Here is a 25,144-nt window from a genome sequence, read left to right on the forward strand (position 1 = left end):
TTGAAAAATGTTTCTAATAGTATAAAACAGGTAATGGTAGTTTTTTTATTTTGCTTTGTAGCTCTTATCTCGTATATTGCATATTTTCAAGTTTTTTCGGCGCCTACTATAGCTGAAAGTGAAGGTAATCAAAGGCTTTGGGCAAGAAGAAATGAAGTTTTGAGGGGAACCATATATGATAGAAATAAAAATCCGCTTACAACAAGTGCAAGGGTAGATGCGCTAACACAAAAAAGAACTTATGTTAACGGAGATTTATATGTTCACGCACTAGGATATGTAGATCCAAGATATGGATTGACAGGATTAGAGGCAAATTATGATAGTGAGTTAACCACATACAACAAGCTTACTAACAATATTTTAAATCTAACTAAAGATTTTAGCATAGATAAGTTAAAATCAATGTTTAAGAATAGAAAAGAAGATGAGGTTAAAGTTGGGAATGGTGTTATAACTACATTAGACCCAACACTTCAAAAAATAGCATATGATGCACTTGGAAGTAATAAGGGTGCAGTGGTAGCCTTAAATCCAAAAACAGGAGAAGTATTAGCTATGGTTTCTAAGCCAACGTACAATCCAAATGATTTGGAAGGCTCAATGAAAGCTTCTAATGAAGATAGTCCGTTTATAAATAGAGCAGTATCAGGAAAATACCCGCCAGGATCAACATTTAAAACAGTAACTCTTAGCAGCGCATTAGAAAATATGCCTGGGGTTACAAATAGAACTTTTAATGATACAGGTAAAATAGTATTTAACGATAAACAGTCATTGAGCAATGATAATGGAGAAGTTAATGGTGAAATAGATTTAAAGGATGCTTATAGATTATCAAGTAATTTTGTATTTGGTACATTGGCAATGGAGCTAGGAAATGATAAGTTAAAAGCTACTGCGGAGAAGTTTGGTTTTAATAATACAGTAGAATCTGATGGATTTAAAATAGATCAGAGTCAATTTCCAAAGTTATCTAAAGCGGAAATTGGTAGCATAGCTCAATCTGGAATTGGCCAAAGTAGTATTTTAGCTACGCCTATGGAGATGGCTTTGGTTGCAAGTACAGTGGCTGATGATGGCAAGATGATGGAGCCAAGACTCGTTAGCCAAGTGGTGGATAAGGACGGTAATGTAGTTAAGACAGTGGAGCCAAAGGTGAATAAACAAGTTATAAGTTCAGCTAATGCTGCAATTATAAAAGACTATATGAAGAATTTAGTTGATTCAAGAATCGACTCTACTTGGAGTTATTTCCAAGGAACTGATGCAGCAGGTAAGACTGGTACAGCTGATTATAATCTTGCTAATGGAGAGAGCGCTAAACCGCATTCATGGTTTATTGGGCTTGCACCAGCGAGCAATCCTAAGATTGCAGTTGCTGTAATAGTTGAAAATGGAGGATACGGAGCGAGTGCGGCAGCACCGATAGCAGGAAAATTAATTAGGCAAGCGGTTATTGGAAATTAAAATTAAATATGGTAGATAAAAAGTGAATAGTTATTGGAGAACCGTTGAAATTTCTTAAAAGTACTGAATTGGAAATAATAAAAGGATTTTCCTTATAAACTCTTCACTTTTTTATATTTGAATTTAAAGGAAGGAGTGTTGGAATGTTTGATTTTAAAGCCCAATTAAAAATTCTACCAAATGAACCAGGGGTTTATTTAATGAAAAACTCACTTGGAGAGATTATCTATGTGGGAAAAGCAAAAATATTGAAAAATAGAGTGCGCCAATACTTTCAAAATTCTAAAAATCATTCGGAAAAAGTAAAGGCAATGGTTAAAAATATTGCTGAGTTTGAATACATAGTGACAGATTCTGAAATGGAGGCTCTAATATTAGAATGCAATCTAATAAAAAAGTATAGCCCTAAATATAATATTTCACTAAAGGATGATAAATTTTATCCATTCATAAAAGTGACTACTAATGAGGATTTTCCTAGAGTTTTTATAACAAGAAATTATGCCAAGGATGGAAATAAGTATTTTGGGCCTTATCCAAATGCAGGAGATGTACATGAAACAATAAATTTGATTAGAAAAATTTTTCCATTAAGAACTTGTAAAAAATCTATTATAGAAGGCGAAAAGCCGACAAGAGCATGTTTGAATTATCATATAAAAAAATGTAATGCACCCTGTGAAGGGCGTATTTCTAAAACTGAATACAAAAAAATGATAGATGAAATAATGGAAGTTTTAAGTGGGAAGGATAGGAGCCTTCTAAATAAGTTAAAAGAAGAAATGCAAAGTGCATCAGGAAATTTAGAATTTGAGAAAGCTGCATCATTAAGAGATAAAATGATTGCTATAGAAAATATAGCAGAAAAACAAAAGGTGTTTAAATCTCAAGAGAATGATGAAGATTTTATTAATATCTATAAAGATGAGAAAGATTGCTGTATTCAAGTATTCTTTTTAAGGGATGGAAAAATAACTGGAAGAGAACATTTTATGATTGAAAATAGTTCCCATGAGGAAGATACAACAATAATTTCACAATTTATAATTTCATTTTATGGAGGAACACCAAAAGTTCCAAAGAATATATACATTCCGGAAAGTGATGAAATTGAAGCTTTGGAAGAATTTTTAAGTATAAAGCGTGGCTCAAGGGTCTTCGTTAAGGTGCCAATAAAAGGCGAGAAAAAAGAAATGTTGGAGCTAGTTAAAAATAATGCGAAAGTCACTTTAGATCAATTTAAGGATAAGATTTTGAGAGATAAAGAGATTAATATGATTTCGCTAAAGGAAATTCAAGAATTATTAGAACTTGATAGTATACCACTTAGAATTGAAGCTTACGATATATCCAACATACAAGGGGTAGATTCCGTTGGGTCAATGATTGTATTTGAGAATGGTAAAGCTAAGAATAGCGATTATAGAAGATTTCGTATAAAAACTGTAAAAAGTGCTAATGATTATGATAGTATGAGAGAAATTTTAGACCGAAGATTCACTCATGGATTAAAAGAGATCGAAGAGATTCAAAATAAAGAAATTAAATTTTCTAGTGGAAAGTTTTCGAATTTTCCAGATTTAATTATGATGGATGGTGGAAAAGGTCAGGTTAATATAGCTCTTGAAGTATTAGAGAAATTAGGAATAGATATACCTGTATGTGGATTGGTTAAAGATGATTATCATGCAACTAGAGGGATTATTTATAATAATAATGAATTAATAATAAATAGAAATTCTAATTTGATGCAAATGATAAGAAGAATTCAGGATGAAGTTCATAGATTCGCAATAACTTACCACAGAAGTTTAAGAGATAAGAGAACGCTTCATTCAATATTAGATGATATACCTAATATTGGGCAGAAGAGAAGAATGTCTCTTTTAATGAAATTTGGAAGTATCGATAATATTAAAAAAGCTACATTAGACGAACTTCTTGAGACAGAATCAATTGATACGAAAGCAGCTAATAGTGTATTAGAGTATTTTAGAAATACAAAATAAAAGAAATCAGGTTGGGGTATCTCAACCTAATTTTTAGCCTTAGATTATTGTACCAATGATGTATAATTAAAATACATTATGTTATTTTTTGAATATATATTAAAAACATGAACAAAATAAATAAATTATGCTATAATAGTACGGAATAAAAATTTACTTGTCTTAGATTAATATTTAAATTATTCTATATCATGTAAACAAAAAGCAGATTAATATAAATGTTTGAGGAGTTTTGGCATGAAGCACTATGGAGAATATAAGAATTTGTTCAGCAAATTATACGAAGAGTCACAAATTCAATTAGATGCGAAAATGAGTGAACATATATACTTTAAAGTTGGAGGACCAGTAGACATACTTTTAACTCCAAACAGTATACAACAGGTAAAAGAAACTATTACTATTTGTAAAGAAAATAATATACCATTTTATGTAATAGGAAATGGGTCTAATATCTTAGTTAAAGATGGTGGTATTAGAGGTGTTGTTATAAAGTTATGCGAGCTCAATAAAATAGAATGTATAGGTAACAAGATTATTGCAGAATGTGGAGCATTACTTAAAGACGTTTCGAAGGCAGCTACAGAAGGATCACTAGCAGGATTTCAATTTGCTTGTGGTATTCCGGGTAGCGTAGGTGGAGCTGTATTCATGAATGCAGGAGCTTATGACGGAGAAATTTCATTTGTTATTGAAAGTGCAGAAGTACTTGATGACAATCAAGAAATTAGAATAATTCCTAAATCAGAGTTGAATTTAGGATATAGGCAGTCTGTAGTTATGCAAAAGGGATATATAGTATTACGCGCAACTTTTAATTTAGTTAATGGCGATAAAGAAAAGATTCAAGCTAGAGTTGATGAATTAACTAAAAGAAGAGAAGAAAGACAGCCGTTAGAGTATCCTTCAGCAGGTAGTACATTTAAAAGACCAGAAGGCTATTTCGCAGGAAAATTAATTGAGGATGCAGGATTAAAGGGATTTGCTATCGGCGGAGCGTGTGTTTCGGAGAAGCATGCTGGATTTGTTATTAATTGTAAGAACGGAACAGCTAAGGATGTATTAGATGTAATATATCATGTTAGGGATGAAGTGAAAAAACAATTTGGAGTAGATTTATATCCTGAAGTTAGAATTTGGGGTGAAGATTAAGCATTTTAGTGATTATATTAGTTTTGAAAATATAAATAAAAATAGAAGTTGAAGATGTTAAATATATCTGTAAAATAAACACTAAATTATATAAAACTCAAGAGTTTAGAGACTTTTGGGTTTTTTATGATTTAATTATAATAGTGTGATATAATTTTGATGTTAAGGTAAATTAGAAGTAATAGTTGTGCCTAGAAGACGTCTTTGGCAAAAGGGAGTGTGTAGTATGAGATTTGTTATTGTTACAGGATTATCAGGAGCAGGAAAGACACAAGCAACAAGAACATTGGAGGATTTAGGATATTTTTGTGTTGATAACCTTCCACCAAAGTTAATCTCTAAGTTTGCAGAAGTATGCACGCAAAGTGGCGGAAATATTGAAAAAGTAGCATTAGTTATAGATATTAGAGGCGGAATTTTCTTTGATGATTTTTTTGAAGCCCTAAATTACTTAAAGAAAAATGAATTTAAATACGAAATATTATTTCTAGAAGCAACTGATGAAGTGCTTATTAAGAGATTTAAGGAGACAAGGAGAAGCCATCCATTATCTCCAGATGGAAGAGTTTTGACTGGGATTACTCAGGAGAGAGAGAAATTAAGAGAAGTTAAAAATATAGCTGATATTATCATTGATACATCTAAATACGAAATAAGGCATTTAAGAGAAAAAATAAACAAGAATTATGGAGATCATACTTATCCTGAAAAGCAATTATCAATTACTGTATTAAGCTTTGGGTTTAAATATGGAATACCAGTGGATTCAGATTTGGTTTTTGATGTTAGATTTATACCAAATCCATTTTATATACCTGAATTAAAGCAGTATTCTGGTAATGATGAACCAGTTAAAGATTATGTCTTAAAACAAGAGGAGACTGTGAATTTTATAGAAAAGTTAGTAGATATGTTAAGATATTTAATACCTAATTATATAAAAGAAGGAAAGAGTCAATTAATTATATCTATAGGATGTACAGGTGGAAGACATCGCTCAGTTGCAATAGCAAATGAAGTTTATGAAAGATTAAATAAAGAAAACTATAATTCTAAAATAGAGCATAGAGATGTAGCTGAAGATCTTCATAAAGGAGAAAAGAAGCTATGAGGATAAAAGATTGGCTTAAGGCTGGAATTAAAGTGAAACGATGGCTAGCGTTTGGTATTTTCGGAATATTATTAATATCATTTGGATTTACAGAACTAGTTAACCATAGGGTTTACAATTTATATTACCAGGTTTTTTATGTGTTTTTAAATATTACAGGAATATTTGTTTTATATATATCAATTACTGAAACGATGAAATCAATAATTGCTTTAGTAAATAGAGGCTATATCAAAGTTTCTCTAGATAGCAGAAAAATTGAAAGTCTAATATATGAAAAAAGATTATTAGTAAAGGGTCCTAAGATAGTTGTAATTGGTGGAGGAACTGGTTTATCTACAATGCTTCGAGGGTTGAAGTACTATACATCAAATATAACTGCAATAGTTACGGTTGGAGATGATGGGGGCGGATCTGGAGATCTAAGAGAAGATTTAGGAATGTTGCCTCCTGGAGACATAAGAAACTGTATTTTGGCATTAGCTGATACGGAGCCAATAATGGAGGATTTACTTCAGTATAGATTTGCTGATGGAAGGTTAAAGAATCAAAGCTTTGGAAATTTATTCTTGGCAGCTATGGCTGGAATATCTGACAATTTTGAGGAAGCAGTTCAGAAAATGAGTTCTGTATTAGCTGTAACAGGTAAAGTTATACCTGTTACTTTGGATAATATGCAATTAGTTGCAAAACTACAAAATGGTAATATAGTAAAAGGTGAATCGCAAATTCCAGAAGAAGCTATTGAACAAAAATCTAGAATAGAAGAACTAAAAATAGTTCCTGAGAATGCAAAAGCTCTTCCAGAGGCATTAGAGGCTATAAAGGAAGCAGATGCTATAGTAATGGGACCAGGTAGCTTATATACAAGTATAACTTCTAATTTGCTTGTTAAAGATATTGCAAAAGAAGTTAGGAAGAGTAGTGCTATCAAAATATACATTTCAAATATAATGACTCAACCTGGAGAGACTACGGGTTTTAAAGTGTCAGACCATTTAAAGGTTTTATTCAAATATGGTGGGAAAGATATTGTTGATTATGTAATTGCTAATACAGGAGAAATAACAGAGGAATTAAAAGAAAAATATCAAAAAGATGATGCGGAGCTTGTTAAATTAGATAGAGAAGACATTAATAGTCTAGGCGTAAAAATAGTTGGGGACGATTTAGTAAAAGTTAAAAATGGATTGATAAAGCACGATTCAGATAAGTTGGCAGAAATATTAGTAGATACAATAATGGAAAAGAAACTTTTATATGATAAGAAAAAGATAATTGAATATATGTATTTATCGCAACGTATTAAGGAAAGAGTCAGAGAAGAAAAAGGAAAAGTAATTGATTAATTATAAACTATAAGAAAATTTATAGATAAGGAAGGAAACAGAATGTCATTTTCATCTAAAGTTAAAGGAGAGATATGCAGATATATAGATATTTCGAAAGAAGAGGCGTTAGCAGAAATATCGGCTATTATGAAGGTTAGTGGTACATTAGCTTTTAGTGGAAGTGGACTTAGTTTTAAAATGACCACAGAAAACCCAGCTAGTGCTAGATTGATTTTTACACTTTTAAAGGATCACTTTAATATACATTCAAAGTTAATGGTGAAAAAGAGTAACTCCTTAAAGAAGAATAATATCTATATGGTAGTAATTTCTGAAGAAATGGGTGTTAGGGGACTATTAAGCGATACAGGAATACTCAAAGAAATTGATGGAATAATGAGCTTAGATTATAGAATAGAGGAGTATATTTTTAAAGATGAAGATATAAAAAGAGCATATATAAGAGGCGCATTTATCGGCGGAGGAAGCATAAGTAATCCAGAAAAAACTTATCATCTAGAATTTGTAACTCATAGTGAAGAATATGCAAAAGATTTATCGAATTTAATCAATACTTTCAGTTTAAATTCCAAGGTTATACAGAGAAAAAATAGTTTCATAGTATATATCAAAGAAGGAGAACAAATAGTAGATTTGCTTAATGTAATAGGAGCTCATTCATCGCTTTTAGAGATTGAAAATATAAGAATAATGAAGGAAATGAGAAATAATGTAAATAGACTTGTGAATTGTGAGACAGCGAATCTTTCTAAAACTGTAAATGCAGCTGTAAGGCAGGTTGAAAGCATAAAACTTATCCAATCACAGATTGGGCTGCAAAGATTGCCAGATAATTTAAGAGAAATTGCAGAGCTTAGATTGAATTATCCAGATGAATCTCTGAAGGAATTAGGAGAAATGCTAGATCCTCCAGTAGGAAAATCGGGAATAAATCATAGATTAAGAAAGATAGAAAAGATAGCAGAGGAATTACGAACAAGCAAATAATAAAATTAAAGGGAGAGGATATTATGTTTACACACATTGTATTATTTAAATTGAAAGAGCCAACAACAGAAAATTTGAAATTTGTAGAAAAGACTTTATTATCTATGAATGGAATGATCAAGGAATTAAAGCAGCTAGAAGTAGGGGTAGATGTAATAAAAAGTGATAGAAGTTATGATGTTGGAATTATAACAAGATTTGATAACAAGGAAGATTATTTATCTTATGACGTGAACGAATTTCATGTTGAAAAAGTTAAAAAGGTTATAGGGCCATATATGGAAGGCAGTAAAACTTTAGATTTCTAAATAACATATGGTTTAAGATTTATAGTTTAGTTAGAAAAATTCTAAAGAAACTGTAAATTTTAAACTATAAATTAACTGTTAATTTAAAGAGGAGGTGAGGATAATGGAAGAAAAACAATTTTGTCATTTACATTTGCATACAGAATATAGTTTACTTGATGGATCAGGAAAAATAGGAAAGCTCATGAAGAAGGCAAAAGAATTAGGCATGAAGAGTATTGCTATTACTGATCATGGAGTTTTATATGGGCTTGTAGATTTCTATAAGGCAGCAAAAGAAAATGATATAAAACCTATTTTAGGATGTGAAGTTTATGTCGTACCAAAGTCTAGACATATAAAGCAGCCAGACAAAGAGAATTCAACTTATCATTTGGTTTTATTAGTAAAGAATCAAATTGGATATGAAAATCTAATGAAAATAGTATCAGTTGCATCTATTGAAGGATTTTATTATAAGCCCAGAATAGATTATGAATATTTAAGAAAACATAGTGAAGGATTAATTGCTTTGAGTGCATGTTTAGGTGGTGAAGTACAATCTTACCATCTTAAAGGTAATTATGAAAAAGCAAAAGAGACAGCCTTAACATACAAAGAAATTTTTAACGGTGACTTTTATATTGAGTTACAAAATCATGGAATGGAAGAACAAAAGAGAGTAAATGAAGAAAATATAAAGTTATCTAATGAAACTGGTATACCACTAGTTGCTACTAATGATGTTCACTACATAAGCAAGGAAGATTCTAGATCACATGACGTACTAATGTGTATACAAACAGCTAAAACCATTGATGATCCTCATAGAAGAAGATATCCTTCAGATCAGTTTTATTTAAAATCAGCAGATGAAATGTGGGATATGTTTTCCTATGTTCCTGAGGCTTTGGAGAATACCATTAAGATAGCTAATGAGTGTAGCTATGAATATAAGTTTCACGAATCTAAGCTTCCAAAATTTCCGCTAGAAGAAGGTCAAGATCCTTATGACTATCTTAGAGATACTTGCTATAAAGGTCTGATAGATAGATATAGTGTATTTGAAAATCTTAGAGATCAGAATTTGGATTATAGTAAAATTGAAGAAGTAGTAGCAAATTATGAAGAAGCTAAACAATATGTTGATAGACTAGAATATGAGCTTCAAGTAATAAAGCAAATGGGATATATTGACTACTTTTTAATTGTATGGGATTTTGTTAGATTTTCCTATGAAAGTGGAATACCTACAGGGCCAGGTAGAGGATCAGCAGCAGGCTCAATAGTTGCATATACGTTAGGAATTACCAAAATAGATCCGATTAAGTATAGTTTAATCTTTGAACGTTTCTTAAATCCAGAGAGAGTATCCATGCCTGATATAGATAGTGATTTTTGTTATGAAAGAAGACAAGAAGTCATTGATTATGTAGTTGAGAAGTACGGAGCAAGTAATGTTTCGCAGATAATAACGTTTGGTACAATGGCAGCTAGACTATGTATACGAGATGTTGGAAGAGCTATGAATTATAGTTATGCAGAGGTTGATAGAATAGCTAAGATGATACCAACAATGCTTGGAATAACTATAGAGAAGGCGTTAGACTTAAATCCAGAGCTTAAATTAGCCTATGATACAGATGAAAGAGTAAAGGCGTTAATAGATGTTTCAAAGGATTTAGAGGGGCTTCCAAGGCATTCTTCTACTCATGCTGCTGGTGTTGTTATAGCATCAAAGCCATTAGTTGAATATGTTCCATTACAGAAGAATGAAGAAATGATAGTAACCCAATTTGGAATGACAACATTAGAAGAGCTTGGGCTACTTAAGATGGATTTCTTAGGACTTAGAACGTTAACGGTTATGAATGATGCTATTAATATGATTAGAGAAAATAGAAGGATAGATATTGATTTAGATAAAATAGATTTTGAAGACAAAGAAGTATATAAAATGATAGGGGAAGGTAAGACTGCTGGAGTGTTCCAGCTTGAATCGCCAGGAATGACTTCATTCATGAAGGAATTAAAACCTGATTCATTGGAAGATATTATTGCGGGAATATCGCTCTATAGGCCAGGGCCTATGGCTGAAATTCCTAGATACATAGAAGGAAAGAAAAATTCAGAAAAAGTTACGTATTTAACTAAAGAATTAGAGCCTATATTAGGTGTTACGTATGGATGTTTAGTATATCAGGAACAAGTAATGCAGGCTGTTAGAGATTTAGCTGGATACTCCATGGGACGTAGTGATATGGTTAGAAGAGCTATGTCAAAGAAAAAACATAAAGTCATGGAGGAAGAAAGAAAAAATTTCATTCATGGTATTGTTGAAAATGATGAAGTAATAGTGCCAGGATGCGTGAGAAATGGAATTTCAGAGGAAATAGCTAATAAAATTTTCGATTCTATGATGGACTTTGCTTCGTATGCATTTAATAAATCCCATGCAGCGGCATATGCAGTTGTTGGATATCAAACAGCATATCTTATGAAGTACTATCCAGTAGAGATGATTGCAGCAATGCTTAATTCAATCATGGGAATCAGTGAAAAGGTAGCATACTATATCGGCATAGCAGAGGAACTTGGAATACAAGTTTTACCACCTAATATAAACGAAAGTTTTTCAAAATTCACTGTTAAAGAGAACAAGATTAGATTTGGATTAGCGGCTATAAAGAATGTTGGAACTAATGTTGTAGCAAGCATAGTGAAAGCAAGAGAAGAAAAGGGTAAATTTGAATCATTAGTTGATTTTATAAATAAAATGGATCCATCATCAATAAATAAGCGTGCAGTTGAATGTTTAATAAAGGCTGGGGCTCTAGATGATTTTGATGTTTTCAGATCTAAGATGTTAGCTGTTCATGAAAAATTAATTGATAATATATCTAGTGATAAGAGAAGAAATATTGATGGGCAAATAAGCTTATTTGCAAGTGAAGAATTAAAGAATCCAGAAGTAAACTATCCTAATATTAAGGAATTTACTAAGCGTAATTTATTAGCTATGGAAAAGGAGATGACGGGACTTTATATTACTGGGCATCCCCTAGATGACTATGCTCAAAGTCTGAAAATGCAGACAACAAATGAGATTTCTAAAATATTTTTAGTACAGGAAACCTTAGATGATTCTCTAGAGAGCGATATGGGTGAAATTAATATGTTTAACAGGCAGGATGCCTTACAAGATAATGATAGAGTAATCCTTGGAGGAATACTTGCTAGTGTTAATCAGAAGGTAACAAGAAATAATTCTATAATGGCATTCCTAAAACTTGAAGACTTAACTGGAACGATTGAAGTAATAGTGTTCCCTAAAACTTTGGAGAAAGTAAAAGAATTATGCGTAACAGATAGTTTGGTAATAGTTAAAGGAAGATTAAGTTTGAAAGAAGATGAACCACCAAAACTTATTTGTGAAAGTATAGAACCTTTAGAGAAGGTCAATACTTCAAAAGTATATTTAAGAGTTGATGATAAGGTGGCAGCTACTGTTCTAAGTAAAAAATTAAAAGAATTATTGATAAAAGAATATATTGGAGATACGCCTATTTATATATTTGAGAGCAAAGGAAAACAAAAGTTCAGGGTGCCAAGAGATAGATGGATTTCCCTAGATAGCGATGTTATGAATTTATTGAGACAAACTTTAGGAGATGAGAATGTTAAAGTATTAGATTCATAATTAGAAACGAGATGCGATTAAAAATTTAGTAAATATACAAATGAAAAATATTACAAAAATTAATATCACAAAAATTATATTATTTTATATAAATTTATCGATTATTGGTTATAATAGAGAAGACAAATTACGTTCATTGTTTTATAACACTAAAACTATTATAAAAATGCAGTTACTATCCTTGTTATAAATGAAGATAGCTTATATGAAAAAATATGATATTTAGCGGTGTATAGTCATAAATTCAGTAAAATAATTTTCAAATTATTTGTATTGTGAAATTTTTCATAAAATTTAGACATTTATTTTAGAATAATATCAGAAAATGGTTAAATATCATTGATAATTGGTTCAAATTTATGTACAATAATTCTTGATTAATAAATTATGGTTATATTATGTACACAAGGGTCATTTAAGGTCCCTTTGCGGTATTTTAAGGAGGAAATATATATTATGAAAAAGATAGCTGTGTTAACAAGTGGTGGAGATGCACCAGGCATGAATGCTGCAATTAGAGCAGTAGTAAGAACTGCGCTTCATAACGGAATTGAAGTTATGGGAGTACAAAGAGGTTATAGTGGACTTATTAATGGAGAATTATTCAGCATGGATAGAAATTCAGTATCTGATATAATCCAAAGAGGTGGAACAATTTTAAGAACTGCTAGATGTCCTGAATTCAAGAATGAAGAAGTAAGAAAAAAGGCTGCAAAAATATTACAAGCTTATGGTGTTGAAGCTCTAGTAGTTATAGGTGGAGACGGTTCATTTATGGGTGCAAAATTATTATCAAAGCTTGGAATTAAAACAATAGGTTTACCAGGAACAATTGATAATGATTTAGCTTACACAGACTTCACTTTAGGGTTTGATACAGCCTTAAATACCGTTGTAGATGCTATAAATAAAATTAGAGATACTTCAACTTCACATGAAAGAGTTTCAATTGTAGAAGTTATGGGTAGAGACTGCGGAGATTTATCTTTATATGCAGGTATCTGCGGAGGCGCAGAAGCAATTATAATTCCTGAAATGGAATTTGATAAAGATGCACTTTGTAGAACTATCTTAGAAGGTAAAAATAAAGGAAAAATGCATAATCTAATAATGCTTGCAGAAGGAATTGGAGGAGCATTTGAACTTGCAAAGTACGTTGAAGAAGTAACGGGAATTGAAACAAGAGCAACAATCTTAGGTCATATTCAAAGAGGAGGAAGTCCTACTGCTACAGATAGAGTTTTAGCTTCAAGAATGGGAGCAAAGGCTATAGAAGTATTATTAAAAGGTGGAACTTCAAGAGTAATAGGAATTAGAGATAATAAAATAATAGACCAAGATATAGATGAAGCTCTTGATATGGAAAGCAAATTTGATAAAGAACTTTATGATATTGCTCAAGTATTATCATAATAATTTAGCTTATAGTTTATTTATATAAATTTTATAAATAAGGTACAATCAAAAAATAATGAATCAACATGCTTGTTTATTTTGCATATTTGTAACATTATTTTATTTTATGTGCCTAATCGAAGAAAGAGGAGTGTTAGTTTAATGAGAAAAACTAAAATGATTTGTACTATTGGCCCTGCAAGTGAAGATATGGAAATATTAGAGAAGGTTGTTCTTTCAGGAATGAATGCTTCAAGACATAACTTTTCACATGGAGACCATGAAGAACACGGTGGAAGAATTAAGAAAGTTAAAGAACTATCAAAGAAGTTAAATAGAGAAATTGCAATAATTCTTGATACAAAAGGACCAGAAATAAGAACTGGTAAATTTGAACCAAAGAAAGTTGAATTAGCTAAGGGTTCTGAATTTACAGTATATGCTGGAGATATGGATGTAGTTGGTGATACTACTAAATGTTCAGTTACATATGCAGGACTAGCAAATGATGTTAAGCCAGGAAATACAATTTTAATAGATGATGGTTTAGTAGGATTAACTGTTAAATCTGTTGAAGGTAACGCTATTAAGTGTGAAGTTCAAAACACTGGATTCGTTGGAACTCATAAAGGAGTTAACGTACCAGGAGTATCAATCCAATTACCAGCTCTTACTGAAAAAGATAAATCAGATTTAATCTTCGGTTGTGAAGTTGGAGTTACTATGATAGCTGCTTCATTCATAAGAAAAGCATCTGATGTAAAGACTATCAGAGAAATACTTGATGCAAATGGTGGAGAAAGAATCCTTATCTGTTCAAAGATAGAAAACCAAGAAGGTGTTGATAACTTAGATGAAATCTTAGAAGCTTCAGACCTTATAATGGTAGCTAGAGGAGATCTTGGTGTTGAAATTCCAATAGAACAAGTTCCAGCAGTTCAAAAGATGATCATCAAAAAATGTAAAGCAGCTGGTAAACCAGTTGTAACTGCAACTCAAATGTTAGATTCTATGATGAGAAATCCAAGACCAACAAGAGCAGAAGTTTCAGACGTTGCGAATGCTATCTTAGATGGTACTGATGCAATTATGTTATCAGGAGAAAGTGCTAATGGAGATTATCCAGTAGAAGCTGTAGCTACAATGGCTAAGATTGCTGAAGAAACTGAAAAATCTTTAGAATATAAAGTAGCAGTTTCTCAAGCTAAAACACATATTCCAGCTATAGCAGGAGTTATTTCAAGAGCAGCTAGTAATGCAGCTAATGAATTAGAAGCAGCAGCAGTAATTACTTCAACTCAAACTGGTGCAACTGCTAAGAGAATTTCTCAATGTAGACCAGAATGCCCAATTATAGCTGTTACTCCAGATCCAATAGTTGCTAGACAATTAGCATTCTCATGGGGAGTATATCCAGTAGTTGCTGATAAAATGGAATCTACTGATGAAATGTTAGAAAGATCAGTTGAAATAGCTAAAAATAATGAATTTGTTAAATCAGGAGATATAGTTGTATTAGCAGCTGGAGTTCCTGTAGACCAAGTTGGTGCAACAAATCTTTTAAAGATTAGCGAAGTAAAATAATATTTGAAACATAATTTTTTAATATATATAAAGGGACTTTGGTAAGAATCTTACCAAAGTCCCTTTTTACATGGAAGGTTTTAAATGATCGATAAACATAAAATCCAATATATACATGCACTCAAGATAATAAATATGTAATCAAATTTTAAAGAATATATAAAGTTAACAAAAAATTAACATTTAAAGATATGATATTTAATATATAATGTATATTATTGCTCTAAAAGAGAAATAATAATTTAATGATTATGGAATTAAATGGCAACTGATTCTGTATTAGCACCGCAAGGTGCTCTTTTTTTATTTTAGGAAAATTATATGATTTAATGGCGCTAAGAGGTTGATTAAATCGGATATCATAATTATCATTAATTATTTATTACCTGATAAAATAAATTCTAGCATGAGCAAATTATTTGATTTTTATGGGAAGTTATTGAAATGTTAAGTCTAAATATAATATCCATTATAAATGAGAATTTAATAGTTTAGAGTTTGTTCTTAATTGTATATAAGAATTTATAAATATCTTAAATAAATGAATAAGATATGATAAAATGTAGAAAGTATTTTTAAATATTGATTTGAAAATTATAGTTAGGAAATGATACTAACAATGAAGGATGTGTACATGTGTTAGAGAGAAATAAAGAGTATATTGTAAAAATAGATTCCTTAGGATATGAAGGTGAGGGTGTCGCAAAGATAGATGGGTATCCAATATTTATACCAGGAGCTTTAATAGGGGAAACTGTAAAGACAGAAATAATCAAGAATAAAAAGAATTATTCTTATGGAAAGCTTATAGATATAGTGGGAAAATGTGACGAAAGAATTATACCTGAATGTAATTATTATGAAAAATGTGGTGGTTGTACTTTAATGCATTCTAATTATGATTCACAATTAAAATTTAAATACAATAGAGTTAAGGATTGCATAGAAAGAATTGGTGGATTATCGGAGGATATAGTTAAAAATACTATAGGGATGGAATTTCCGTACAGATATAGAAATAAGGGAATATATTCAATTGCATTGACAGACAATGAACTTTCAATGGGCTTTTTTAGTGAAAAAACACATGAAGTAGTGGATATGGATAAGTGTCTAATTCAAGATGAAGAAACTGATAAAATCATAAAAATAATAAGAAATTGGATGAAAAAGTATTCTATATTACCTGCTAGGAAAGATAATTTATTTTTTAGTGAAGGACTAATTAGAAATGTAATGGTGAGAAAGGGTTTTAAAACTAATGAGATTATGGTAGTTTTGATTACTACCGATAAGGAAATTCCAAAGAAAGAAGAACTGATAAAGGATATTAGGTTAGAGGTTGAAAATTTAAAGGGAGTAATTCAGAATATAAGTACTAAAAATAATAGTCTAGTTCTCGGTGACAAGTGTATAACTTTGTGGGGGCAGGATTATATATCTGATTATATAGGTAAATATAAATTTAATATTTCGCCATTATCTTTCTTTCAAATAAATCCTATTCAAACAGAAGTACTTTATAATAAAGCTTTGGAATATGCAGATCTGAGCGGAGACGAGATTGTTTTTGATGCATATTGTGGTGCTGGAACAATAACATTATTTTTATCTCAGAATGCAAGAAAAGTCTATGGAGTTGAAATAGTAGAACAGGCGATAGATAATGCGATAGATAATGCAGAAATAAATGGAATAGACAACTCGGAATTTTATGTGGGAAAATCTGAAGAAGTGATTCCAGAGTTAATAAAAAATGGAATCAAACCAGACATAATAGTTGTGGATCCCCCAAGAAAGGGATGTGATATCAATTTGCTAAATGCTATAGGAGAAGCTAAGCCTAAACGAGTAGTGTATGTATCATGTGATCCTAGTACTTTAGCAAGAGATTTAAAACATTTAGAAGGGTTGGGATTTAAAACAATAGAAGTACAGCCTGTAGACATGTTTCCAAATACTAAACATGTGGAAACAGTAGCTAAATTAATTAGAAAATAGCTTGGATTATGAGCGAGTCATAAGATTATGTGGAGGCAATTCTATCAGTTTATCACCACTAATAATTAATTTAATAAGCGTCGCTAAATAAGAAAAAATAAAATATAAGGCAAGAGAAAAGAAGAGACTTTATTTTAATAAAATAAGGTTTTTCTTTTTATGTGGTTTTAAATAATGGATTATGTATGGAGGAAGGAAATTATATTTGAGAAAATAAAATCGGATGAACTATTAATATTTATAATATAGATAATATATATTTTGATTTCAACCCAAAGTGGTAAATTAATGTATCATAGCATTCAAAGAATATGCGCAAAACAATATTTGAGAATAACTAAGCAATTAATGGCGAGTAAATAGACAAAATTAAGTATAGAATTATTTATGAAAGACAATGATACGTATCATTCATAAGAGTAATAAATTATGATAATTTACTATGAAAGGAAGTGAAAAACTGACTTCAAACTTTAAGGTTTAATAAGCTATGAAAGTCGGGAATGGTTATGGAGAATACATGTAATAAAAAGAAATTAAAGGTTGCTATTATAGGATGTGGAGGTATTGCAAACGGAAAGCATTTACCAGCAATAAAAAAGAATCAAAATATAGAAATAGAAGCATTTTGTGATTTGATAGAGGAAAAGGCTATAGAAGCAAAAGCTAAATATGGCAAAGAAGAAAGTAGGATTTATACTGACTACAAACTTCTTTTAGCAAAAGAAAAAGATATTAAGGCCGTTTACGTCTTAACTCCAAATAAATCACACAGCTATATATCTATTGAAGCAATGAAAGCTGATAAGCATGTTATGTGTGAAAAACCAATGGCTAAAACATACGCTGAAGCTAAAGCTATGCTTGAAGTAGCGCAAGAAACTGGCAAAATCCTAACTATAGGTTATCAAAATAGATACAGAGCAGATTCAAAATATTTAAAAGCTGCATGCGAAAATGGTGATTTAGGTGAGATTTATTATGCAAAAGGACATGCAATAAGACGTAGAGCTGTTCCAACTTGGGGAGTATTTTTAAATGAAGATGAACAAGGTGGAGGTCCATTAATCGATATAGGTACTCACGCTCTTGATTTAACACTTTGGATGATGAATAATTATGAACCAGAGTGTGTACTAGGATCTGTATACCACAAGTTAGGGGATCAAACATGTACAGGAAATGCTTGGGGCGATTGGGATAAAGAGATGTTTACAGTAGAGGATTCAGCTTTTGGATTTATTAAGATGAAAAATGGCGCTACAATAAATCTAGAATCAAGCTGGGCACTAAATAGTCTTGATGTTGATGAAGCTAAAACTTCTTTATGTGGTACAAAAGCTGGTGCTGATATGAAAGATGGTTTGAGGATAAATTCTGTTAAGTATAATAAACAATGTATAGAAAAGCCTGCACTAGATGCTACTGGGGTTGCTTTTTATGATGGAGAAGAAGATAATGCTCCTGATATAGAACAAAGTACGTTCTATAATGCAATTATTAATGGTGATGAATTAGTGGTAAGGCCTGAACAAGCTTTAATAGTTACTCAAATATTAGAAGCAATATATGAGTCTGCTAAAACTGGTAAGGCTGTATATTTTAAATAATTAATAATATTATATTTTATGGAGATGAATTTATATGAAATTAGGTGTATTTAATCCAGTTTTACAAGATAGATCTTTTGAAGATGCTTGTTCTTTTTTGGCAAGTAAAGGTGTACAAACAATTGAAATCGGTTGCGGAGGTTATCCAGGGAAACGCCATTGTGACCCAGTAATTTTATTAAAAGATGAAGAAAAGTTTGCCGAATTTAAATCTATTTTAGAAAGAAGCGGTTTAGAAATCAGTGGATTTAGTTGTCATGGCAATCCAATTCATCCAAATAAGGAAATAGCAAAAAAATTCGATGATGATTTGACTAATGCAATTTTAATGTGCGAAAAAATGGGAGTAAGAATATTAAACTGTTTCTCTGGCTGTCCTGGTGACAGTGAAACTTCCCAAAAACCAAATTGGGTTACTTGCCCATGGCCAGAGGATTTTATTGAAATATTAGATTATCAATGGAATAAAGTTTTAATTCCTTACTGGAAGGAAAAAGTGAAATTTGCAAAGGCTCATGGCGTAGATAAAATAGCTATTGAAATGCATCCTGGTTTTTGTGTATATAATCCTAAAAGTTTATTAAGATTGCGCGAAGCTGTAGGACCAGAAATTGGTGCTAATTTTGATCCAAGCCACTTAATTTGGCAAGGAGTTAGTCCAGTGGCAGCAATTAGGGAGCTCGGAAAGCATAATGCCATTTTCCACTTTCATGCAAAGGATACAAAGATGGATGAAATCAATTGTCCAATAAACGGTGTGCTAGATGTAGGCCACTACGGTAAGGAAATTGAACGTTCTTGGATTTTTCGCTCTGTCGGCTATGGACATGATGTTGGCTATTGGAAGGACATTGTTTCTGCATTGAGAATGGTTGGGTATGATCATGCGTTGAGTATAGAACATGAGGATAGTTTGATGACAACAGAAGAAGGGTTGATAAAAGCAATAAATTGTTTAAAGGATGCAATTATTTTTGAAGCTAAAGGTGATATGTTTTGGGCATAATTATAAAAATTTAATAGGGAGAAATAAAATAATGTGTAATGAGATGTTAAATTTAGCAATAGTTGGATTGGGAGGCATGGGAAATTGGCATCGTGAGCTAATTGAAGGAATTGATAATTTGACTGTTTGCGGTACTTATGATATTAAAGAAGATAGACAAGCGTTTGCTAGAGAGCATGGAATAAATCCGTATAATTCTTTTAAAGAGCTTTTAGAAGATGAGAAAGTAGATATTGTTTTATGTGCAACACCAAATGATGTACATAAAGAGATAGTAATCAGTTCATTAAAAGCTGGCAAAAATGTAATTTGTGAGAAACCAGCAGCAATGTCATCTTTAGAATTTAAGAAGATGGTAGATATAGCAGAAGGAATGGATAAAGTTTTGGTTGTTCATCAAAATAGACGTTGGGATGAGGATTTTTTAACTGTAAAAAGGATATATGATGAAGCTATCTTAGGAAATGTCTTTAGAATAGAGTCCAGAGTACATGGATCTCGTGGCATACCAGGTGATTGGAGACAAGAAGAAGAACATGGTGGTGGAATGCTTTTAGATTGGGGTGTTCACATTATTGACCAGGCATGCATGATGATTAATGAAAGGATAAAATCAGTATATGCTAGATTTACTCATGTTACCAATGAACTTGTGGATGATGGATTTACTGCTGAGTTAGAATTTGAAAGCGGATTAATTTACGTTGTAGAAGTTGGAACAAGTAATTTTATAAATTTACCGCGCTGGTATGTGTTAGGTCAAAATGGCACAGCTGTAATAGATGATTGGAATTTAAGAGGCAAAGTCGTTCGTATTACTGATAGCAGTAAAAATGATGCAATTCCTATTAGAACAGCTGCCGGATTAACAAAAACTATGGCGCCTAGGACAGAGGAAACAATTAAAGAAGAAGCACTTAAAATTGTTAATTCTGATGTTAAGGACTTTTATAGAAATGTTATGGGAGCTATAAGAGGAGAAGAAGAAATTCTTGTAAAGAATACAGAGGTAATGAGGGTTATTAAGCTTATGGAGAGTATTCGTGAATCAGTTATCAAGAAGAAAGTGATAGAGTTATAGAAATTAATCAAGAAGCTTAATTGTAATTATTTTGGAGGAGATATTTATGCATGGGAGTTTTGAAAAAACAGTATTAGAATCTGAATTTCCTTTTAGATTGTTTTTTAATGATGGGTATTCTAATACACCACATCACTGGCATGAAGATATAGAAATTATTTATCTTGTGGAAGGTACACTAAAGGCATGTATTAACAGAGATACTTATGATTTAACGCAAGGTGACATACTTATAATTGGTGGTGGAGAAATACATTGTTTTTTTAAAGAGAAAAAATTCAGTAATAGAGCTGTAATACAATTTAGAACTTCCATATATGATAATTTTCTTTCTGGAACGAAAGATACTAAAATAATAAAACCTATGTGGAATCAATCAATACATTTAACTATGGGGAATGAAATTCACGCACTAATGGAGAGGCACATAAATGAGATTATCAATGAATATAGTAAGGCTGAGGAAGGATATAAGTTAATAATAAAAGCTAGATTATATGATCTGGCAGGTATACTAATTAGATATATGCCTAAGCAATCATATTCATCTGAAGACTTAAGCCGTGAAAAGGAAAGATTAAAGAAAATGGATAGTGTATTTCAATATGTAGATACTAATTATCAAGAGCGTATTGACTTAGATGACATTTCAAAGTCCATAGGATTTAGTAAATATTACTTTACAAAGTTTTTCAAAGAAAATACTGGAGTGACATTTTTAGATTATCTAAATAATTATAGAATTAAAAAAGCAGAGTGGCGTATAATTGAGGAAGATGAAACTATTGCAGAGATAGCCTATAACTGTGGATTTAATAGCATTAAAACTTTTAATAGGCTATTTAAAAATATAGTAGGTTGCACGCCTATGAAATATAGAAGAGATAATAAAAACTAAATATTAAATTGAGAGGGAAAGGGTATGGGTGACAGAAAAATTGTAATTAAAAAAGATATAGTAAATGCGCTGCAACAACTTGGTGTAAAAAATGGACAAAATATTATAGTTCATACTTCAATGAAAAGCTTTGGATTTGTTTGTGGAGGCCCACAAATCATAATTGAGGCGTTAATAGACTTAGTTGGAAAAGATGGAACTATAATTATGCCTACACAGACATGGAAAAACATGGACCCAACATATGGTGTACATTGGGAGGAACCAATAGAGTGGTGGGATATTATAAGAGATAATTGGCCAGCTTATGATAAGGATATTACTCCAACAAATACAATGGGAGCAGTAGCAGAAATGTTTAGAAAGTGGCCAGGTGTTTTAAGAAGTGATCATCCTGTAAGGTCTTTTGCTGCATGGGGAAAAAATGCACAATATTTAATAAACAACCATGATTTAAGCGATATTTTTGGCGAAAGTTCTCCAATTGGGAAATTATATGATTTAGATGGATATGTATTACTATTAGGAACTGGATACGATAAAAATACATCTATTCATTTAGCAGATGAAAGAGCTGATTATCCATCAAAGCATATGGAGAAAAACAGTTGTGCAATGATGAAAGATGGCGAGCGTAAATGGGTTACGTATTCAACGTTATATGTTGATGGTGAAGATTTTATAGATATAGGAATTGATTTTGAGAAAAAGTATAGAGTTGAAAATACAAAAATAGGGAATGCGGATGTAAGATTCATGAGGCAACGAGAAATTGTAGATTTTACAGTTGAATGGATTGAAAGAAATAGAAAATAATCATATAAAGTAATATTATAATGAGCAAATTAAAAAAATCACGACAATCAATAATCAAATGTCGTGATTTTCTATATTTAAAATAATAGCAGCTAAAATTTCTTATATGTTTAGTTAAATATTATTTCGCTCTCAATAATTATTTAATATCTAAAACAATGTCTCCAGCTTTAACATTACCAGTTTTCTTAAGGAGTATTACTTTTTCATTTTACAAAAAATAGTGCAAGACTAACTTCGGCTAAGATGAATTTATCCTTTCCGACAAGAAATTAAATTTTCATTTTATCAGATTTTTTTACTATATGTATTGACTTAGAGTTAACTCTAAAATCTATAATTAAATTAGTACATTAGCTTATAAATAATTGGGAGGGACTTAGAATGGAAAAATCGAAAGTATATTTTACTAATATGCAAGCAACAGCTAAGGAAAATTTATTACAGAAGTTAAAACGTTTAATTAAGAGTGCAGGAATTGATCAAATTGATTTTGAGAAGAAATATGCAGCAATTAAGATTCACTTTGGCGAGCCAGGAAATGTAGCATTTTTGCGCCCTAATTTTGCTAAAGTTGTGGTAGATACTATTAAGGAATTAGGAGGAAATCCATTTTTAACAGACTGCAATACTCTATATGTAGGAGGCAGAAAGAATGCTTTAGATCATTTAAATTCAGCATATGAAAATGGATATAGTCCGTTTTCAACAGGTTGCCATATATTAATTGGAGATGGGTTAAAAGGGACTGATGAAGCTTTAGTTCCAGTTACTGGTGGAAAATATGTAAAAGAAGCTAAAATAGGTCATGCGATTATGGATGCAGATATATTCATATCATTAAATCATTTTAAAGGACATGAGTTAACAGGTTTTGGAGGCGCTTTAAAAAATATAGGTATGGGATGCGGTTCGCGCGCAGGAAAAATGGAAATGCATAGTAGTGGAAAACCTAGCGTTTATGAAGATAAATGTGTTGGCTGTGGTATGTGTGCTAAAAACTGTGCACATAGTGCAATAAGTTTAACAGACAAAAAAGCACTCATCAATCATAGCAAATGTGTTGGATGTGGTCGTTGCATAGGAATTTGTCCAATGGATGCGGTTATGCCAGCATCAGATGAATCAAATGATATTTTAAATAAAAAAATAGCTGAATATTCATGGGCAGTATTGAATGGAAGACCAAATTTTCATATCAGCTTGGTAATTGATGTATCACCATATTGTGATTGTCATGCGGAAAATGATGTACCGATTGTTCCAGATGTAGGTATGTTTGCATCCTTTGATCCAGTAGCATTAGATGTAGCCTGTGCAGACGCAGTAAATAAGCAGCCAGTTATGAAAGGTAGCCTTCTTGAAAAGAGCGGTTGTAAGCACAATGATCACTTTACTAATGTTAGTCCAGAAACAGACTGGAAAGTTGCTATTGACTATGCTGTGGAATTAGGCTTAGGCAGTAAGGAATATGAGTTGATAACAATTTAGAGATAAATATATTTCTGAAGCTTTAGAAATTATATGCTTTAATTTTAGTAAGCCACAAATAAAAAAATATAAATTTATACCTGCAGAGATGCGGGTATTTTTGTTTAATAAATTAAAAAAATACACATTAAATCAAGTAGAAAAGCGTTATACATTTTGTAATTTAGTTTCAGTATTGTAATTCTACTAAAAGTGATAACGTTCTAGAATACCAAATGTAAATTTATCACAGTTATGTATTTAGAGTTTTGAATAATAAGTATTGGATTATTAAATACTAACTTTGTAAATAATTTTAACTGAGATGAATGGAGGCAAGTACAATGTTTAAACACGAAAAACCATTACTTAGAGATGTAAAAGTAGAGAGACCAAATCCACAATATGCTGTATTAATGCAAGAACAGCTAGGTGGTGCAAATGGTGAGTTAAAGGCAGCACTTCAATATCTTTCACAGAGTTTTAGGGTAAAAGATCCTGAAATTCATGATTTATTTTTAGATATTGCAGCTGAAGAGTTAAGCCATATGGAAATGGTAGCACAAACTATAAATTTACTAAATGGACATGAAGTTGATTATACTAAGACTCCTGGAGGAGAAATAGAAACTCACGTATTGACAGGTCTTGCACCAGGACTTATTAATGCATCAGGACATCCTTGGACTGCAGATTATGTTAATGTTACAGGAGACATTGCAGCAGACTTATTATCTGATATAGCAGCTGAGCAAAGAGCAAAGGTTGTATATGAATATTTATATCGTCAAATTAATGATAAATACGTAAAAGAGACAATAGATTTTCTATTAAACAGGGAGGAAGCACACAATGCACTATTTAGAGAAGCATTAAATAAGGTGCAAGATAGAGCATCAAATAAAGATTTTGGTGTAACAAAGGATTCTAGATTATACTTTGACTTATCAACTCCTGGAAGGTATTTTGACAATCCTGAGCCAACACCTCCTAGCTTTAAAAATCCACGTGAAAATAGTAGGAAAACTACTAGGTCTTAGCAAATATAAAGATCCTATGCCGAAATTATGTATTATTAATTTTGCATAGGATTATTTTATTATATTGAAGTAAATGGATTATATTAAAAAATCCATAAGTTGTACTTTGAAAAATTAATATATATTGCGATTAAGCTTATAAATTATATTAATAACGCAGCTTGTAGCTTACCAG

General features: G+C 31.3%; 18 protein-coding genes. All 18 read left to right on the top strand.

All coding sequences use genetic code 11. The features are described from left to right. The 18 genes from L3B96_RS01965 (at position 1) to L3B96_RS02050 (ending at position 24,969) form a co-directional block, all read left to right on the top strand. Positions 1–1,470 (top strand): penicillin-binding transpeptidase domain-containing protein, encoded by a 1,470-nt coding sequence (locus L3B96_RS01965; protein ID WP_012061011.1) that lies wholly within the window; start codon positions 1–3, stop codon positions 1,468–1,470. Positions 1,471–1,613: 143 nt separating this feature from the next. Next, positions 1,614–3,479, top strand: a complete 1,866-nt coding sequence (gene uvrC, locus L3B96_RS01970; RefSeq protein ID WP_017212229.1) for an excinuclease ABC subunit UvrC — start codon at positions 1,614–1,616, stop codon at positions 3,477–3,479. A 237-nt stretch (positions 3,480–3,716) separates the two neighbouring features. Beyond that, positions 3,717–4,631, top strand: a complete 915-nt coding sequence (murB, locus tag L3B96_RS01975; protein ID WP_012061009.1) for a UDP-N-acetylmuramate dehydrogenase — start codon at positions 3,717–3,719, stop codon at positions 4,629–4,631. Positions 4,632–4,857: 226 nt separating this feature from the next. Next, complete coding sequence (rapZ, locus tag L3B96_RS01980) at positions 4,858–5,742, top strand: RNase adapter RapZ (protein ID WP_012061008.1); 885 nt, start codon at positions 4,858–4,860, stop codon at positions 5,740–5,742. Next, positions 5,739–7,091: a YvcK family protein gene (locus L3B96_RS01985; RefSeq protein WP_012061007.1), complete on the top strand. Its 1,353-nt coding sequence runs from the start codon at positions 5,739–5,741 to the stop codon at positions 7,089–7,091. Before rapZ ends, L3B96_RS01985 begins: the two co-directional genes overlap by 4 nt. A gap of 42 nt (positions 7,092–7,133) precedes the next feature. Then, the gene (whiA, locus tag L3B96_RS01990; protein WP_017212227.1) at positions 7,134–8,081 is read left to right on the top strand and encodes a DNA-binding protein WhiA; all 948 of its coding nucleotides are present in this window, start codon (positions 7,134–7,136) and stop codon (positions 8,079–8,081) included. 23 nt (positions 8,082–8,104) lie between these two features. Further along, complete coding sequence (locus tag L3B96_RS01995) at positions 8,105–8,389, top strand: Dabb family protein (RefSeq protein WP_012061005.1); 285 nt, start codon at positions 8,105–8,107, stop codon at positions 8,387–8,389. 103 nt (positions 8,390–8,492) lie between these two features. Continuing rightward, positions 8,493–12,068, top strand: a complete 3,576-nt coding sequence (locus L3B96_RS02000; protein WP_238858661.1) for a DNA polymerase III subunit alpha — start codon at positions 8,493–8,495, stop codon at positions 12,066–12,068. Positions 12,069–12,524: 456 nt separating this feature from the next. After that, positions 12,525–13,481, top strand: coding sequence for a 6-phosphofructokinase (gene pfkA / locus L3B96_RS02005; protein WP_012061003.1), 957 nt, complete (start codon positions 12,525–12,527; stop codon positions 13,479–13,481). 144 nt (positions 13,482–13,625) lie between these two features. Then, a complete protein-coding gene (pyk, locus tag L3B96_RS02010) occupies positions 13,626–15,047 on the top strand; it encodes a pyruvate kinase (RefSeq protein ID WP_017212224.1) in 1,422 nt (473 codons plus the stop codon). 636 nt (positions 15,048–15,683) lie between these two features. Next, a complete protein-coding gene (rlmD, locus tag L3B96_RS02015; RefSeq protein WP_238858662.1) occupies positions 15,684–17,048 on the top strand; it encodes a 23S rRNA (uracil(1939)-C(5))-methyltransferase RlmD in 1,365 nt (454 codons plus the stop codon). A gap of 509 nt (positions 17,049–17,557) precedes the next feature. Further along, on the top strand, positions 17,558–18,658 hold the full coding sequence (locus L3B96_RS02020; protein WP_238858663.1) for a Gfo/Idh/MocA family oxidoreductase: 1,101 nt from the start codon (positions 17,558–17,560) through the stop codon (positions 18,656–18,658). A gap of 34 nt (positions 18,659–18,692) precedes the next feature. Further along, complete coding sequence (locus tag L3B96_RS02025; RefSeq protein ID WP_238858664.1) at positions 18,693–19,664, top strand: sugar phosphate isomerase/epimerase; 972 nt, start codon at positions 18,693–18,695, stop codon at positions 19,662–19,664. Between the two features lie 31 nt (positions 19,665–19,695). Next, on the top strand, positions 19,696–20,745 hold the full coding sequence (locus L3B96_RS02030) for a Gfo/Idh/MocA family oxidoreductase (protein WP_012060993.1): 1,050 nt from the start codon (positions 19,696–19,698) through the stop codon (positions 20,743–20,745). 46 nt (positions 20,746–20,791) lie between these two features. Continuing rightward, positions 20,792–21,643 (top strand): AraC family transcriptional regulator, encoded by an 852-nt coding sequence (locus L3B96_RS02035; RefSeq protein ID WP_012060992.1) that lies wholly within the window; start codon positions 20,792–20,794, stop codon positions 21,641–21,643. Positions 21,644–21,667: 24 nt separating this feature from the next. Beyond that, positions 21,668–22,459 (top strand): AAC(3) family N-acetyltransferase, encoded by a 792-nt coding sequence (locus tag L3B96_RS02040; RefSeq protein ID WP_238858665.1) that lies wholly within the window; start codon positions 21,668–21,670, stop codon positions 22,457–22,459. Positions 22,460–22,843: 384 nt separating this feature from the next. Next, positions 22,844–23,950, top strand: coding sequence for a DUF362 domain-containing protein (locus L3B96_RS02045; RefSeq protein WP_012060987.1), 1,107 nt, complete (start codon positions 22,844–22,846; stop codon positions 23,948–23,950). A gap of 323 nt (positions 23,951–24,273) precedes the next feature. Beyond that, entirely contained in the window at positions 24,274–24,969 is a 696-nt protein-coding gene (locus tag L3B96_RS02050; protein WP_105411629.1) for a manganese catalase family protein, read from the top strand. Positions 24,970–25,144: the final 175 nt, after the last annotated feature.

It is taken from the genome of Clostridium sp. YIM B02569 (assembly GCF_022320765.1).
In the GTDB taxonomy this organism is placed as follows: domain Bacteria; phylum Bacillota; class Clostridia; order Clostridiales; family Clostridiaceae; genus Clostridium; species Clostridium beijerinckii.